The organism is Pseudoxanthomonas composti, assembly GCF_004122095.1.
GTDB lineage: Bacteria > Pseudomonadota > Gammaproteobacteria > Xanthomonadales > Xanthomonadaceae > Pseudoxanthomonas_A > Pseudoxanthomonas_A composti.
On record NZ_SAWZ01000014.1, the window covers coordinates 21,118 to 35,965 of the forward strand.

Annotated in this window: 18 protein-coding genes; 8 read left to right on the forward strand and 10 right to left on the reverse strand. The window is 68.6% G+C overall.

Annotated features, from left to right (window positions below; genetic code table 11):
- Positions 1–21 precede the first annotated feature (21 nt).
- The 7 genes from rpsU (at position 22) to dnaG (ending at position 6,107) form a co-directional block, all read left to right on the forward strand.
- Positions 22–237 (forward strand): 30S ribosomal protein S21, encoded by a 216-nt coding sequence (gene rpsU, locus EPA99_RS17760; RefSeq protein WP_057637008.1) that lies wholly within the window; start codon positions 22–24, stop codon positions 235–237.
- A 191-nt stretch (positions 238–428) separates the two neighbouring features.
- Entirely contained in the window at positions 429–875 is a 447-nt protein-coding gene (locus EPA99_RS17765; RefSeq protein ID WP_129472598.1) for a GatB/YqeY domain-containing protein, read from the forward strand.
- A 150-nt stretch (positions 876–1,025) separates the two neighbouring features.
- Positions 1,026–1,325: a hypothetical protein gene (locus tag EPA99_RS17770; RefSeq protein ID WP_129472599.1), complete on the forward strand. Its 300-nt coding sequence runs from the start codon at positions 1,026–1,028 to the stop codon at positions 1,323–1,325.
- Positions 1,315–1,590, forward strand: coding sequence for a hypothetical protein (locus tag EPA99_RS17775; RefSeq protein WP_129472600.1), 276 nt, complete (start codon positions 1,315–1,317; stop codon positions 1,588–1,590). The genes EPA99_RS17770 and EPA99_RS17775 overlap by 11 nt, the downstream gene beginning before the upstream one ends.
- Positions 1,587–3,149: a PepSY-associated TM helix domain-containing protein gene (locus EPA99_RS17780; RefSeq protein ID WP_129472601.1), complete on the forward strand. Its 1,563-nt coding sequence runs from the start codon at positions 1,587–1,589 to the stop codon at positions 3,147–3,149. The genes EPA99_RS17775 and EPA99_RS17780 overlap by 4 nt, the downstream gene beginning before the upstream one ends.
- A gap of 81 nt (positions 3,150–3,230) precedes the next feature.
- Positions 3,231–4,223 carry a YihY/virulence factor BrkB family protein gene (locus EPA99_RS17785; RefSeq protein ID WP_425479244.1) on the forward strand — a complete coding sequence of 331 codons (993 nt, stop codon included), beginning with the start codon at positions 3,231–3,233 and terminating at the stop codon, positions 4,221–4,223.
- A gap of 150 nt (positions 4,224–4,373) precedes the next feature.
- The gene (gene dnaG, locus EPA99_RS17790; protein ID WP_129472602.1) at positions 4,374–6,107 is read left to right on the forward strand and encodes a DNA primase; all 1,734 of its coding nucleotides are present in this window, start codon (positions 4,374–4,376) and stop codon (positions 6,105–6,107) included.
- A gap of 145 nt (positions 6,108–6,252) precedes the next feature.
- On the opposite strand, the gene EPA99_RS17795 is transcribed toward dnaG, so the two are convergent.
- The 4 genes from EPA99_RS17795 to EPA99_RS17810 are packed head-to-tail and all read right to left on the reverse strand — an operon-like array spanning position 6,253 to position 9,639.
- Positions 6,253–7,167, reverse strand: coding sequence for a heme o synthase (locus tag EPA99_RS17795; protein ID WP_129472603.1), 915 nt, complete (start codon positions 7,165–7,167; stop codon positions 6,253–6,255).
- A 10-nt stretch (positions 7,168–7,177) separates the two neighbouring features.
- Positions 7,178–8,341 (reverse strand): COX15/CtaA family protein, encoded by a 1,164-nt coding sequence (locus tag EPA99_RS17800; protein ID WP_129472604.1) that lies wholly within the window; start codon positions 8,339–8,341, stop codon positions 7,178–7,180.
- An 18-nt stretch (positions 8,342–8,359) separates the two neighbouring features.
- The gene (locus EPA99_RS17805; RefSeq protein WP_129472605.1) at positions 8,360–8,929 is read right to left on the reverse strand and encodes a thioredoxin domain-containing protein; all 570 of its coding nucleotides are present in this window, start codon (positions 8,927–8,929) and stop codon (positions 8,360–8,362) included.
- Entirely contained in the window at positions 8,926–9,639 is a 714-nt protein-coding gene (locus EPA99_RS17810) for an SURF1 family protein (RefSeq protein ID WP_241688459.1), read from the reverse strand. The genes EPA99_RS17805 and EPA99_RS17810 overlap by 4 nt, the downstream gene beginning before the upstream one ends.
- A gap of 71 nt (positions 9,640–9,710) precedes the next feature.
- Between EPA99_RS17810 and EPA99_RS17815 the strand changes: the two genes are divergently transcribed.
- Positions 9,711–9,929: a twin transmembrane helix small protein gene (locus EPA99_RS17815; RefSeq protein WP_129472607.1), complete on the forward strand. Its 219-nt coding sequence runs from the start codon at positions 9,711–9,713 to the stop codon at positions 9,927–9,929.
- A gap of 152 nt (positions 9,930–10,081) precedes the next feature.
- On the opposite strand, the gene EPA99_RS17820 is transcribed toward EPA99_RS17815, so the two are convergent.
- Genes EPA99_RS17820 through EPA99_RS17840 form a run of 6 tightly spaced genes read right to left on the reverse strand, consistent with a single transcriptional unit; the run spans position 10,082 to position 14,792 of the window.
- Entirely contained in the window at positions 10,082–10,960 is an 879-nt protein-coding gene (locus EPA99_RS17820) for a cytochrome c oxidase subunit 3 (RefSeq protein WP_129472608.1), read from the reverse strand.
- Positions 10,961–10,981: 21 nt separating this feature from the next.
- Entirely contained in the window at positions 10,982–11,572 is a 591-nt protein-coding gene (locus EPA99_RS17825; protein WP_129472609.1) for a cytochrome c oxidase assembly protein, read from the reverse strand.
- The gene (locus EPA99_RS19100; protein ID WP_277751655.1) at positions 11,569–11,700 is read right to left on the reverse strand and encodes a hypothetical protein; all 132 of its coding nucleotides are present in this window, start codon (positions 11,698–11,700) and stop codon (positions 11,569–11,571) included. Before EPA99_RS19100 ends, EPA99_RS17825 begins: the two co-directional genes overlap by 4 nt.
- A gap of 8 nt (positions 11,701–11,708) precedes the next feature.
- A complete protein-coding gene (gene ctaD, locus EPA99_RS17830) occupies positions 11,709–13,325 on the reverse strand; it encodes a cytochrome c oxidase subunit I (protein ID WP_129472610.1) in 1,617 nt (538 codons plus the stop codon).
- Positions 13,326–13,362: 37 nt separating this feature from the next.
- Positions 13,363–14,280, reverse strand: a complete 918-nt coding sequence (gene coxB / locus EPA99_RS17835) for a cytochrome c oxidase subunit II (RefSeq protein WP_425479241.1) — start codon at positions 14,278–14,280, stop codon at positions 13,363–13,365.
- A gap of 32 nt (positions 14,281–14,312) precedes the next feature.
- Positions 14,313–14,792: a DUF2244 domain-containing protein gene (locus EPA99_RS17840; protein ID WP_129472612.1), complete on the reverse strand. Its 480-nt coding sequence runs from the start codon at positions 14,790–14,792 to the stop codon at positions 14,313–14,315.
- Positions 14,793–14,848: the final 56 nt, after the last annotated feature.

The following is a 14,848-nucleotide window of genomic DNA, read 5'->3' on the forward strand; positions in this document are numbered from 1 at the left end:
CATTTGTGTCCCGGAGATTCCATGCCCAGCGTCAAAGTCCGCGAAAACGAGCCTTTTGAATTTGCGCTCCGCCGCTTCAAGCGCACCTGCGAGAAGGCCGGCGTGTTGGCCGAAACCCGTAAGCGCGAGTTCTACGAGAAGCCGACCCAGGAGCGCAAGCGCAAGGCTGCCGCCGCGGTCAAGCGCCAGATGCGTCGCTCCTCGCGCGACGTCACCAAGCGCCAGCGCCTGTACTGAGCGACGGCACGGTGGCTGCTGGCGCGCGCCTTCATTGGGGCGATGCGCTGGTTGTTCTGCCAAAAGGCCGGCACGCGCAAGCGTCGCCGGCTTTTTGTCGTTCCTGAAGTTCCTGGCTGGTCGCCCGCCGCCGCGCACATCCGCCGCTGGCCACGCGCCCTAGCCCTTCGCCCCCGTCCTAGAGATCCGCCATGAGCCTCAAAGCCCAACTGACCAACGACATGAAGGCCGCCATGAAGGCCGGCGAAAAGGACCGCCTGGGCGTGATCCGCCTGATCAATGCGGCGATCAAGCAGCGCGAGGTGGACGAGCGCATCGAGCTGGACGATGCCGCGGTGCTGGCCGTGCTGGAGAAGATGGTCAAGCAGCGCAAGGATTCGGTGACCCAGTACGAGGCGGCCAATCGCGAGGACCTGGCCGCCGTGGAGCGCGCCGAGCTGGCGATCATCGACGGCTACCTGCCGGCCAAGCTGGACGAGGCAGCCATTGCCGCGGCGATCGATGCGGCCATCGCCCAGACCGGCGCCAGCGGCGCGGCCGACATGGGCAAGCTGATGGGCGTGCTGAAGCCGCAGCTGGCGGGCCAGGCCGACATGGGCCTGGTGTCCAAGCTGGTGAAGGCCAAGCTGGCCGGCTGACTGCCCCGCCGGCAGCAAGTGGTGCGCCGCCCGACGGCGCAAACGCAAACGGTTCCCATCTACAATGAAGGCGCGGCCTAGTCCTGGGCTGCGCCTTTCGCTTGATGGGATCTCGCTCGTGGTCTTTTCCCGCACCCGTGTCGCTGCCACATGCTGACCGGTTCCCTGCCGACAACGGCTTACCTAGCGCTCGGCGCCGCCGCGGCACTGTGCTTCTACCTGGCCAGCCCGCATCAGCGCTTGCGGCCCGCGCTGCATCGCCATGCGCGGCCGCTGCGCGTGGCCGGGTGGCTGCTGTGTCTGGCCGGCCTTGGCGCGGCCATGCAGGCCCTGGGGCCATGGGCCGGGGTGTTCGCAGGTTTGACCGTCTTCATGCTGGCCGCCGTGCTGCTGCCCTACCTGGACGTTGGGTGCCGCCAGCGCGCCGGAAAGAACAATCATGTGGGGTAAGTCGCTGGCCGCCGCGCTGCTGGGCCTGCCGCTGTCCACCGGCCTGATCGGCCTGATCGCGCTGCTGTGGCCCGGCCCGCTGGAACGCCATACCCTGCCGCTGCTGTTGTTGTCCTTCCCGGTGTGGATCGGCGTGATGTCGGCGGCCTTCGCCTGCCGCAGCGGCGCGCGCGCATGGCTGTGGCTGGGCGGGGCGACCGTGCTGGTGTTCGCCGCGCTTTACCTGGTCAAGGCCGCCGGCTGGGCCACGGAGCTGCCCGCATGAAGGCCGCCACCCTGCGCAGTTTCCTGGCCGTGCACACCTGGGTCGGGCTGGTCGCCGGCATGGCCTTGTTCATCGCCTTCTATGCCGGGGCCTTCAGCGTCTTCACCCACGAGCTGAGCGACTGGGCGCCACGCCCGGCCACCGCCGCCCCGGCCGAAGACGCCCCGGCCGCGCTGGCACGCGCGCAGACCCTGGTGGACACCATGCTGCGGCAGCGCCCCGCCGCGCGCGAGGCGATGTTCCTGGTGCTGGCCGGCGACCATGGCCCGGTGCCGCGCCTGTTCCACCAGCCGCCCGGCGGCAAGGACACCTTCCAGTACCAGCTGGACGAGACCGGCACGCTGGTGACCCTGCCCCAGCGCACCGGCTTCGTCGATTTCCTCTACGACCTGCATTTCACCGCTGGCCTGCCGCGCCAGTTCGGCACCTACCTGTTCGGCGTGGTGTGCCTCCTCTACGGGCTGGCGCTGGTGTCGGGCGTGGTGATCTATGCGCCGGTGTTCTTGAAGGATCTGTTCGCCCTGCGCGCGGGCCCCAACCTCAAGCGCCTGTGGCAGGACGCGCACAACGTGATCGGCATGCTGTCCCTGCCCTTCCACGTGATCTTCGCCTGGTCCGGCGCGGTGCTGACGCTGGGCGTGCTGCTGTTGGCGCCGTTCCAGTACCTGGTGTTCGGCGGCAAGCTGATGCAGGTGCTGCAGTCGGATTTCGAAGTGGTGCCGCACGTGGCCCCGGCCCATGTCGCCCGTCCCACGCTGCCGGTGGCCGAGTTGATCGCACGCGCGCAGCGGGCCCTGCCCGGGCTGCAGGTCGAATCGATCGCGTATCACGACAGCGGCGATGCCAACGCGCGGGTGGAGCTGTACGGCGAGGTCGACCAGCGCCATCTCAACACCATGGGCGTGGTCGCCTTGAACGGCGCCAGTGGGCAGGTGCTGCGCGTGATCGACCCGCGCACCATGTCGCCGGGCACGGCCTGGCTGCGCGGCATCCAGGCGCTGCACTTCGGCAACTTCGGCCATGCGCCGGTGAAGTGGCTCTACCTGCTGCTGGGCCTGGGCGGGGCCTTCCTGTTCTACAGCGGCAACCTGCTGTGGATCGAGGCGCGCCGCAAGCGTCGCCAGCCGCAGCAGCCCCTGCGCACGCAGGTGATGGCGCGGCTGACGCTGGGCATCTGCCTGGGCTGCATCGCCGGGGTCTCGGCATTGTTCATCGCCGGCGCGCTGCTGCCGGCCTCGCAGGCGGCGCTGGCCTATTACGCGGTGTTCGGCCTGGTGCTGCTGTGGGCACTGCTGCGCCCGGCCGCGCGCGGCGCGAGCGAGCTGCTGGCGCTCTGCGCGCTGATCACCGCGGCCATTCCCATGGCCGGCTGGCTGGGCACCGGCGAGCATCTGATCGCCGCAGCGGTGCACGGCCATGGCGCCCGGTTCTGGATCGGCGCGCTGGCGCTGCTGCTGGCCGCCGCGTATGCGCGCATGGCGCTGGCCAGTTGGCGCCGCGCGCGCAGCGCCGATGCCAACAGCGTGTGGGCGCACGCACCCAGGACACACACGCGCTGAACACCATGCTCACTGGGCGATGACAGCCTGCTGGGGCATGCTCGGTGACGTGTTCGTTTCCCTGTGACCGCGCTGCCAACCGTGCCCCTGCTGCCTTCCACCGACCGCTTCCAGCACCGCCTGCAACAGCTGCAGGACAGCCTGCCGGTGGCCATGGCCAAGCGCTTCTCCGACAGCGACCTGATGACACAGGCCGCGGCGCTGACTTTCTATGCCCTGCTGTCGCTGGCCCCACTGCTGGTGCTGCTGCTGTGGATCGTGGCCTCGTTGTATCCGCCGGCGCAGGACGAGCTGCTGCGGCAGATTGCCGGCCTGGCCGGGCCTGAGGCGGGCGCGGTAGCCCGCACCGTGCTCACCAATGCCAAGGACCAGCCCAGCATCGGCTCGCTGGCCGGGTTGTGGAGCACGCTGCTGCTGTTCGTCGGTGCCACCGCGGTCTTCGCCAGGCTGCAGGCCGCGCTCAACCTGATCTTCTTCACCGACCGCCAGGAGTTGGGCGGCGGCATCAAGGAGTTCCTGAAGAAGCGCGTGTTCTCCTTCGGTGTGGTGCTGGGGCTGGGCTTCCTGCTGATCGTGTCGATGATGGCGGCCACCGCGCTGCAGGTGATGTTGGCCAACGTGCCCTCTCTGCTTCCGGCACTGGGCAATGGCCTGACCTTCGCGCTGTATGCGGCCGCGTTCGGCTTCCTCTACCACTACCTGCCCGACCGCCCGGTGGAATGGCGGCAGGCGCTGCTGGGGGGCGTGATCACCGCCGGCCTGTTCATCGCCGGGCGCTACGGCATTGGCCTGTATCTGTCGCAGACCGATCCGGGCAGCGCCTACGGCGCGATGGGGGCGATGGTGATCATGCTGGTGTGGTTGTACTACGCCACGGTGGTGTTCTTCGTCGGCGCCCTGATCACGGCGGTCATCGACGAGCGCATGGACCAGCGTGCCGCGCACCGGGCCGCCGAGCGCGAGGCCAAGCTGCGCCAGAGCACGGTGACCAGCGCAGCGGCGGTGGATCCGGATTCGCAACCGCTGCCTGCGCAGGACGTACTGTTGCACAAGGACGCCGCGCCAAGGGCCTGAGCGCGCAGGCCCCGCGCAACGCCGGAGTTGCCCGCCGCTGGTGGCTCGGATCGAGCCAGGACCTGGCCAGACGCCTGGAATAGCACCGACCACGGCAGCACTGGGCTGCCGGCTCCTGGCTTGACGCCCATGGCATCCTAGTGGCCTGCCATGGCCCGCATTCCCGACGCTTTCATCGACGAACTCCTCGCCCGCACCGACATCGTCGAGGTGGTCGGCCTGCGCGTGCCGTTGAAGAAGCAGGGCAAGGAGTACTCGGCGCGCTGTCCGTTCCATGACGAGCGCTCGGCTTCGTTCACCGTCTCGCCCACCAAGCAGTTCTATCACTGCTTCGGCTGCGGCGCCCACGGCACGGCGCTGAGCTTTTTGATGAACTACGACCGCCTGGAGTTCCTGGACGCGGTCGAGGAACTGGCCAAGCGCAACGGCATGGAAGTGCCGCGCGAAACCCGCCAGCGCAACCAGAGCGACGACAGCCGCGAGCTCTACACCGCACTGGAAGCCAGCGCCAAGTTCTTCCAGCGCGAACTGGAGGGCAGCGACAAGGCCAAGGGCTATCTGGATGGGCGCGGCGTGGATGCGGCCACGCGCACGCTGTTCGGCATCGGCTACGCGCCCGATGGCTTTTCCGCGTTGAAGGATGCCCTGGGCAAGGACGAGCGCCGCATGAAGCTGCTCGAGCGCGGCGGCATGTTCTCGCGCAACGAGCGCGGCCACGTCTACGACAAGTTCCGCGACCGCATCATGTTCCCCATCGCCGACCGGCGCGGGCGCACGATCGCCTTCGGCGGTCGCGTGCTGGGCAAGGACGATGGCCCCAAGTACCTCAACAGTCCCGAGACCACGCTGTTCCACAAGGGCCGCGAGCTGTACGGCCTGTGGCAGGTGCGCCAGTCCAACCAGAAGATCGACAAACTGGTGGTGGTGGAGGGCTACATGGACGTGGTCAGCCTGTTCCAGTTCGGCGTGACCTACGCGGTGGCCACGCTGGGCACGGCCACCACGCCGGACCACGCCGAGCTGCTGTTCCGCAACGCAGCCGATGTATATTTCTGCTTCGACGGCGATGCGGCCGGCCAACGCGCCGGCTGGCGTGCGCTGGAATCGGTGCTGCCGCGGATGAAGGACGGGCGCCAGGCGTTCTTCCTGTTCCTGCCGCAAGGCGAGGACCCGGACACCATCGTGCGCAAGGAGGGCGCCGACGGATTTTCCGCGCGCCTGGGCCAGGCCACGCCACTGTCGCAATTCTTCTTCGACGAGCTGTCCAAGGACATCAACCTGGGCACGCTGGATGGCAAGGCGCGGCTGGCCGAGCGCGCGCGTCCGCTGCTGGCGCAGATTCCCGAAGGCGCTTTCGGCGATCTGATGCGTGCGCGCCTGGGGGAGATCACCGGCATCGGCCAGGCCTCTCCGAGCGCCGCGCCCACGCCCGCGCCGGTGGCGCGCCCGATGCGCCGCGCACCCAGCGCGGGGGCACAGCGCATGAGCCTGGTGCGCAGCGCGATCCTGCGCGTCCTGCATGCCCCGGCGCTGGCGCTGGACCTGCCGCCGCCGCATCCCTTCGCCGACCTGCGCCAGCCCGGCATCGAGCTGCTGTGCGAGCTGCTGGACATCGTGCAGGGCCGCCCGGACATCACCACCGGTGCGCTGCTGGAGCACTTCGCCGAGCGCGAGGAAGTCGCGGCCCTGCAGAAGCTGGCGCTGCAGGATATTCCAGGCGATCTGGAGACCTGGCGCCAGGAATTGCACGACGCTTCGCTGCAGCTGGAAAAGCAGACCCTGGCTCAGCGCATCGACGAGCTGCTGGCCAAGCAGCGCGCGCAGGGGCTGGATGAGACGGACAAGTACGAGCTGCGTGAGCTGCTGAAGCTGCGCGCCGGGTGAGGTGGGGCGAGGAGTGACTGGAGAGGAGTGAGGAGTGAGCGGAGGCGCTGCTGCCCGAGCTCCAGTCCAAGCGCACCCTGCGGTCAACGCCGATGAACTTGTGGGAGCCCCTGACGCGCTTACCCCTGTTGCTCCCAGCGGTTCTTCAACCCACCATGCCGCTGCCCGGCAGCCAAGGCTTGAGCCAGTGGTCCACCAGCAGGAAGGCGAACAGCGCCATCAGGTAGACGATGGAGTAGCGGAAGAAGCGCATGTCGAACATGGCATCGGGCGGATCCAGCTGGCGCCAGGCGTACCACAGGAACACGCCCCCCAGCACCACCGCCCCGCCCAGGTAGAACAGCCCGCTCATGCCCACCACCACCGGCAACAGGGTGCTGATCAGCAACAGCACGCTGTAGAGCAGGATCTGCTTGCGCGTGTACGCCACGCCATGGGTCACCGGCAGCATCGGGATGGCGGCCTTGGCGTAGTCGGCGCGGCGGAAGATCGCCAGCGCCCAGAAGTGCGGCGGCGTCCACACGAAGATGATCAGCACCGGCAGCAGCGCATAGGCCCAGTCCCACTCGCCGCGCATGCCGGTGATCGAGGCCCAGCCCAGCAGCGGCGGCGTGGCCCCGGCGACGCCGCCGATGACGATGTTCTGCGGCGTGGCGCGCTTGAGATAGACGGTGTAGATGACCGCATAGCCGATCAGCGAACCGAAGGTCAGCACCGCGGTGATCACGTTGACCCACAGCACCAGCAGCGCCATGGACAGCGCGGTCAGCACGCCGGCGAACACCAGCACCTGCCAGGGCCTGACCTTGCCCACCACCAGCGGCCGCCAGGAGGTGCGCGCCATCTGCGCGTCGATGCGCGCATCCAGCAGCTGGTTGATCGCCGCCGCGGCCGAGGCCGCCAGCCAGATGCCGATGAAGCCCAGCACCCCGGCGCGCAGCTGTTCGGCCGTGGGCACGGTCTCGATGGCCAGGGACATGCCCACCAGCGCGGTGAACACGATCAGCCCCACCACCTTGGGCTTGGTGAGGTCCCAGTAGTCGCGTGCGGTCGCGCTCATCCCCGCGCCCTCACTCGCCCGGCGCCCGCAGGCGCGCCAGCAGCGACACCAGCAGGAAGGTCAGCACCACCGCGCCGGCGTTGTGCAGCACCGCCACGGCCAGCGGCAGGGCCAGCTTGACGTTGAGGATGCCGAAGCTGATCTGCGCCGCCAGCGCCGCCACCAGGGCGATGGACCAGCCGCGCATGCCCGGCGAGCGCAGCAGCCGCAGCGACAGCCACAGCAGGTACACCGCCACCAGCACCGCCATCATCCGGTGCGCCAGCTGGATGGCGATGCGCGAGGCGCCGTCGAGCACGCCGCCTTCGTAGTCCACCCCGATGCCGCGCCACAGGGTGAAGCCCTCGGCGAAATCATGCGGTGGCCACCACTGGCTGACGCAGCGCGGGAAGTTGTCGGCCGACCAGCTGCCGCCCCCACAGGCCAGCGCGGCGTAGTTGGCGCTGACCCAGCCGCCCAGGGCGATCTGCACCAGCAGCAGGCCCAGCCCGATGCGCAGCAGCCATTTCAGGCGCGCCGCATCGGCCAGGCGGATCGGCAGCTGGGTGGCGCGCCAGGCCATCCACACCAGCATGATGAACAACGTGATGGCGCCCAGCAGATGGCCCATGACCACGATGGGCTTGAGCAGCCAGGTCACCGTCCACATGCCCAGCAGCGCCTGGAAGATGATGGTGGCCAGGGCCAGCACCGAGACCCGCGAGAGATCCTGGTTGGACCAGCGCAGCGCGGCGATCAGCAGCACGGCCTCGCCCAGCGCCGCCAGCACGCTGGCCGCCACATGCTGCCCGCCCATGTACAGCGGGATCGCCGCGGCCACCAGCACCGCCGCGCCGATGATCTGCGCCATGCCGCCCTTGCGGCGGCGCGCGGACATCAGCGCCAGGGCGAACACCTCGATGCTCAGCAGGCCGGCCAGGAAGCGGTGCACCTGCTCACGCCAGACCTTGTGCGTCTCCAGCGGACGGATCTTGCTGGCGGCATGGTCGGCGACCTCGGCCGGCGCGCTCGGCCAGGTCGCCCGGCCGTAGCAGGTCGGCCAGTCCGGGCAGCTCAGGCCGGCGTCGGACAGGCGCACGAAGCCACCGAAGATGATCGTGCTGGCGGTCATCAGCGCGGCGAACCAGGCGATGCGGTGGAAGTGCCGGAACGGCAGGCGGAACGAGGCAGGCATGAGGGGGCGACCGCTAAATCAAAGAAGTTTCAACAGCTTGGCCACGTCGCTGCGCAGGTCGGCGGGGTCGAACCCCGGGGCGAAGCGCATGATGACGAAGCCATTGGGATCGATGACGTAGACCGGCACGCCGGCCGGGTCGTCCACCTGCGGCAGCGCCGCGCGCAGCGCCGCATCCGGCGCCAGCACGCGCAGCGCGGCCGGGCGCGGCGCGCCGGCCGGCGGGGTGCCCAGCCACAGGATGTGCACCTGGTCGGCGTTGTGGCCGAACAGCTGCCACACCGTGTCCAGCCGCTGGCCCAACGCCACGCAGGCGGCCTGGCACTCCGGCGGCGGTGCCAGGACGATGCGCCAGGTCTTCTGCGGCTGCTGCCAGGCATAGCGGCCACCACCGATCAGCTGCGGCGGATGCTGGCGCAGGTCCACCGGCGGGTTCAGCAGCTGGCCGTGATTGCGCATGCCGGCCGGCTGCCAGCCGGAGAAGCGCAGCAGTCCGGCCCCGGCGGCGCTGCCGAAGAACAGGACGAACAGGGCGATCAGGATCCAGCGGCCGCGGACACGGGCCGCGTCGGTGGACGGCGGGGTCATCCGCCTATTTTCGCACGCGCGGCCCGTCGGCGTCGGAACGTGAGCAGCGCGGCGGTGGCCAGCACCGCGATGGCCAGGCCGAACCACTGCACGGCATAGCCCAGGTGGCGCTCCGGCGGCAGGGTGTTGGGCAGCACCTCGAGGTCCCGCGGATAGCCCCAGGGCAGGGCCGGATCCAGGCGCAGCACCCGCGGCGCCAGGCCCGGCGCATGCAGCGGGCCGGCCAGCGCCTGCGGCTGCAGGCCCAGCGCCAGCAGCACGCCGTCCTGCGCGGCCGGCGCGCCGTGGCCGGCCAGCCCGGCCGCGGGCGGCGGCATCAGCAGGCCGGAGACCTCGGTCTGCACAGGCTTGGGCGGATGCGGCAGGCGGCGATCGGCCGGCAGCGGCTGCCAGCCCAGTTCCACCAGCAGCGGCGGGCCCTGCAGCGGCTGGAACACGCGGTAGATCCGCACCCCTGCGCGCCCTTCGCGCAGCTGGTTGTCCAGCAGGACCGGCGGGGCGTCGGTGAAGCGCCCGTGCCCGGCGGCCCAGTCCAGGCCGTCGGGCGCGCCGGCCAGCGACAGCGGCCCGGCCTGGCGCCTGGCCAGCACCTGCTCGGTCTTGGCCAGCAGCGCCTGCTTGTCCCGCGCGCGCTGCAGCTGCCAGTGGCCGAGCGCGCTGAAGCCGGCCGCCACCAGCAGCGCCAGCGTCCACCCCAGCCACAGCGGCATGCGCCTCACACGCGGCGTCGCCGCAGCGGCCATAATCGGACGCTCATGGACATCGGCGTGGGAGGCGTGCGATGAACGAGTCACTCAAGATCCTGCTGGTGGTCGGCTTTCTGCTGCTGATTCTGTGGAATCTCGGCGCCGGCCTGTACTACCTGCTGGTCGATCGCGGCCAGAGCAAACGCACGGTCAACGCCCTGACCTGGCGCATCGGCCTGTCGGTCGGACTGATCGTGCTGGTCGTCCTGGGCATCTGGAGCGGCGTGATCCGGCCGCATGGGGTAGGCGGTTGAGGGCGAGAAACGAGTGCGGAGGAACGAGTAACGAGTGGGCAAAGTGCGAGGAACGAGTGCGGAGGAACGAGAAACGAGTCAAAGCTCGATCTTCGGCGCAGCCCCTGCTTTCACTCGTTCCTCGTTCCTCGTTTCTCGTTTCTCGTTTCTGCTCAAAGCACGTAAACGAACAGGAACAACGCCAGCCACACCACGTCGACGAAATGCCAATACCACGCGGCCGCTTCGAAGGCGAAGTGGTTGTCGGCGGTGAAATGCCCGCGCAGCACGCGCAGCCACATGACCGCCAGCATGATCGTGCCGAGCAGGACGTGGGCGCCGTGAAAGCCGGTGAGCATGAAGAAGGTCGAGCCGTAGATGCCCGAGCCCAGGGTCAGGTTGAGGGCATGGTAGGCATGGATGTATTCCTCGGCCTGCAGGCACAGGAACACCACGCCCAGCGCCACGGTCAGGCCCAGCCACACCAGGATCTGACGGCGGTGGCCGGCCTTGAGGGCGTGGTGGGCCACGGTCAGGGTCATGCCCGAGGTCAGCAGGATCAGGGTGTTGATCAGCGGCAGGCCCCAGGCCGGGATGGTCTGGAAGGCGCCCCCGATCTGCGCCGGGCCGTTGGTCGGCCAGCCGGCGCTATAGCCATCCCACAGGATGGCATTGGTCATGACCCCATCGCCCTCGCCGCCCAGCCACGGCAGTGCATAGGTGCGGGTGTAGAACAGCGCGCCGAAGAAGGCGGCGAAGAACATCACCTCGGAGAAGATGAACCACACCATCCCCATGCGGAAGGACACGTCCACCTGCCGGTTGTAGTGCCCGGCGATGGACTCGCGGATGACATCGCCGAACCACATGAACAGCGTGGCCGCCAGCATCAGCAAACCGGCGAAGAACATCCAGCGCCCCCAACCGGCGTCGTTGAGCCAGCTGGCCACGCCGATGACGGTCACGAACATCGCAATGGAGCCCACGAACGGCCATTTGCTCTGCGCGGGCACGTAGTAGACGTTGCTGTCCGGCATCTGGGTCTGTGCCATGGGGCTCTCCGGTAAAACGGGTTAAGGCGCAGCGCGCGGTGGCGAGCCCTGCGGCGGAGCGCCCAGCTCCGCGGTCAGGGCATCGTTCTTGAAGAAGGTGTAGGACAGCGTCACGGTGGACACGTCCTTGGGCAGGTTGGGATCGATGATGAAGCGCACCGGCATGTCCCGCGTCTCGCCCGCATCCAGGGTCTGGGCGGTGAAGCAGAAGCACTCGGTCTTGGTGAAGTACTGCGAGGCGCGCGCCGGCGCCACGGACGGCACGGCGCTGCCGACGATGGCGCGGGCACCGTCGTTGCGCGCGAAGTAGTTCGCCTCGTACATGCGCCCGGGCACCACCTTCATGGTCAGCTGCTCGGGGTGGAAGGCCCACGGCAGGCGCGAGTTGACGCCCCCATCGAATTCCACCGTGACCACGCGTTCCTGCGGCGCGCCCGCGCCTGCGGCAGCGGCGCGGGTATCGGCCGGGCCTTGCTCGAGGCGAACGCCGAACACCTTCTCGCAGGCGATGCGATACAGCGGCACCAGCGAGAAGGTCAGCACGAACACCGCCACCGCCACGCCGATCAGCTTTGGCAGGCCGAAGGTCCGCGAGGGCGCCGAGGCGTTCACCTGGACAACACCCCCGACAGGATGAAGGCCACATAGATGCCCAGCGCGATCAGGCCCGCCACCAGCGCCGTGCGCGAGGCGCGGCGGCGGCGTTCGATCAGGCCCTGCTCGTCCGGTGCGATGCTCATGTCGGCCTTCAGTGCGTGACGTCGTCGTGCGCCAGGTCGCCTGGCTTGATCACCGGCGGCGTGGTGAAGGTATGGGCCGGTGCCGGCGAAGGCACGGTCCACTCCAGGCCCTTGGCCGCTTCCCAGGCGCGCGCGTCGGCGCGCTTGCCGCTGCGCAGGGACGCGCCCAGGATCGCCGCCATCATGAAGGGCGTGACGAACATGCCGAAGGCGCCGATCGAGCTGACCAGGTTCCAGTCGGCGAACACCACGTTGTAGTCGGGGATGCGGCGCGGCATGCCGGCCAGGCCGAGGAAATGCTGCGGGAAGAACAGCAGGTTGACGAACACCATCGTCCACCAGAAATGCACCTTGCCCCAGAACTCGCTGTACATGCGCCCGGTCCACTTCGGCCACCAGTAGTAGGTGGCGGCGATGATGGAGAACAGCGCGCCGGTGACCAGCACGTAGTGGAAGTGCGCCACCACGAAATAGGTGTCGTGGTACTGGAAGTCGGCCGGCACGATGGCCAGCATCAGGCCGGAGAAGCCGCCGATGGTGAACAGGATGACGAAGGCCACCGCCCACAGCATCGGGGTTTCGAAGGACAGCGAGCCCTTCCACATGGTGCTGACCCAGTTGAACACCTTCACCCCGGTGGGGATGGCGATCAGCATGGTGGCGAACATGAAGTAGATCTCGCCGCCCAGCGGCATGCCCACCGCGAACATGTGGTGCGCCCACACGATGAAGGACAGGAAGGCGATCGAGGCGGTGGCGTAGACCATGGCCTGGTAGCCGAACAGCGGCTTGCGGCTGAAGGTCGGCAGGATCTCGCTGACCACGCCGAAGGCCGGCAGGATCATGATGTAGACCTCGGGGTGCCCGAAGAACCAGAAGATGTGCTGGAACATCACCGGGTCGCCGCCGCCGGCGGCATTGAAGAAGCTGGTGCCGAAGAACTTGTCGGTCAGCAGCATGGTCACTGCGCCGGCCAGCACCGGCATCACCGCGATCAGCAGGAAGGCGGTGATCAGCCAGGTCCACACGAAGATCGGCATCTTCAGCAGGTCGATGCCCGGCGCGCGCATGTTGAGGATGGTGGCGATGATGTTGATCGCGCCCATGATCGAGCTGATGCCGGCCACGTGGATGGCGAACACGGTGAAGGCCACGTTGGCGCCGCCCTGCAGCGACAGAGGCGGATACAGCGTCCAGCCACCGGCCGGCGCGCCGCCCGGCAGGAACAGCGTCAGCAGCAGCATGGTGAAGGCCACCGGCAGCAGCCAGAACGACCAGTTGTTCATGCGCGGCAGCGCCATGTCCGGCGCGCCGATCTGCAGCGGGATCATCCAGTTGCCCAGGCCGACGAAAGCCGGCATCACGCCGCCGAAGATCATCACCAGCGCGTGCACGGTGGTCATCTGGTTGAAGAACTCGGGCTTGACGAACTGCAGGCCCGGCGCCATCAGCTCGGCGCGGATCACCACGCTCATCGCCGCACCGATGATGAACATGATGAAGCTGAAGATCAGGTACAGCGTCCCGATGTCCTTGTGGTTGGTCGAGAAGAACCAACGCTCCATGAAGCTCTGCTGGTGATGACCGTGGTGGTCATCGTGGTGATCGGTGGCGGTATGGGCCATGGACGGATCCTCGAAAGAGCAGCGAGCGTGGAAGCGGTCAGGCCTGCGCGGGCGCGGGCGCGGCTTCGGCGGCGGGAGTTTCGGCCGGCTGGCCCTCGGGCGCGGCCGGCGCGGCTTCGGCAGGCGCGGGTGCAGGCGCGGCCTCGGCCGGCGCGGGTTTGCGCGAGGCCAGCCACTGCTGGTATTCGGCCTTGGGCACGGCGCGCACCACGATCGGCATGAAGCCATGGTCCTTGCCGCACAGCTCGGCGCACTGGCCGCGGTAGATGCCGGGCTGCTCGATGTTGGTCCAGGCCTCGTTGATCAGGCCGGGGATCGCATCCTGCTTCCAGCCCAGCGCCGGCACCCACCAGGAGTGGATGACGTCATCGGCGGTGATCACGAAGCGGATCTTGGTGTCCACCGGCAGGACCAGTGCGTTGTCCACGTCCAGCAGGTAATGCGGGTTGGCCGCCGCGTCCGGGCGCTGGCCGCTCTGGCGGATGCGGTCCGATTCGCGGTCCAGGCGGCTGGTCAGCGAGACGTCCTCGCCCAGGTATTCGTACTTCCACATCCATTGGTAGCCGGTGACCTTGACCGTCATCTCCGACTCGCGGGTGTCGTACATGGCGATCAGCTTGGCCGTGGCCGGCCAGGCCATGACCACCAGGATGATCACCGGGATCACCGTCCAGATGATCTCGGCGGTGGTGTTGTGCGAGAAGGTCGCGGCGACCGCGCCCTTGGACTTGCGGAACTTGAACATCGCATAGCCCATCGCGCCGAACACGATCAGGCCGATGATCACGCAGACCCACAGCGCCACCATGTGCGCCTCGTAGGCCATGCGCGCGGTATGGGTCACCCCGCGGCCCATGTTGAGCTGCCACTCCTTGGGATCGGCCGCCTGTGCCACGGCCAGCATCGGCGCGCTCATCGCCGCCATGGCCATCATCCAACGCCTGCCCCACCCCATCGCTCGCCGCATTTGCCTAGACCCTCAACGCGTCATCGGTCGCGGCCTGCCACGGCCGCCAGGAGATCCTGCAACTGTCCCGCCAGCACCTGGCGTTCGGCCGGCCCGAGAAAAGCGCCGACTTCGACCCGCCTGCCGCTGGAGGACAGCGAAATCCATTCACCTTGTCCACCCACATTCAGCCGGACCCAGTAGGGATGCGCGCGGAACACCGCCGCAGGCAACCGGGACCGCCTGACCTCAACCGCATCGGGTGCCACGGCGATGACCTCGTCGCGCTCACCCTCCCGCCACAGCCAGCGCAGGGACAGCCCCAGCAGCGTGCTGTGCAGCAGCGCGAACACGGGGGCGAACACGTTGCCGGTCCACCACCCCAGTCCCGCCACCAGCCACATGGCACCGCACAGCACGCCGAACAGCAGCACGAACTGCCGTGCGGACAATGCCCGGGGAGGTCGCAGCGTCAGTCGCGCGCCCGCCCCGCCCGAAGGGAGTGGAGCCACTTCAATCATGCCGACGCTGCCAGGCACCCAGCCCGCGAAGACCGTTTCGATGGTAGTCCCGCTTT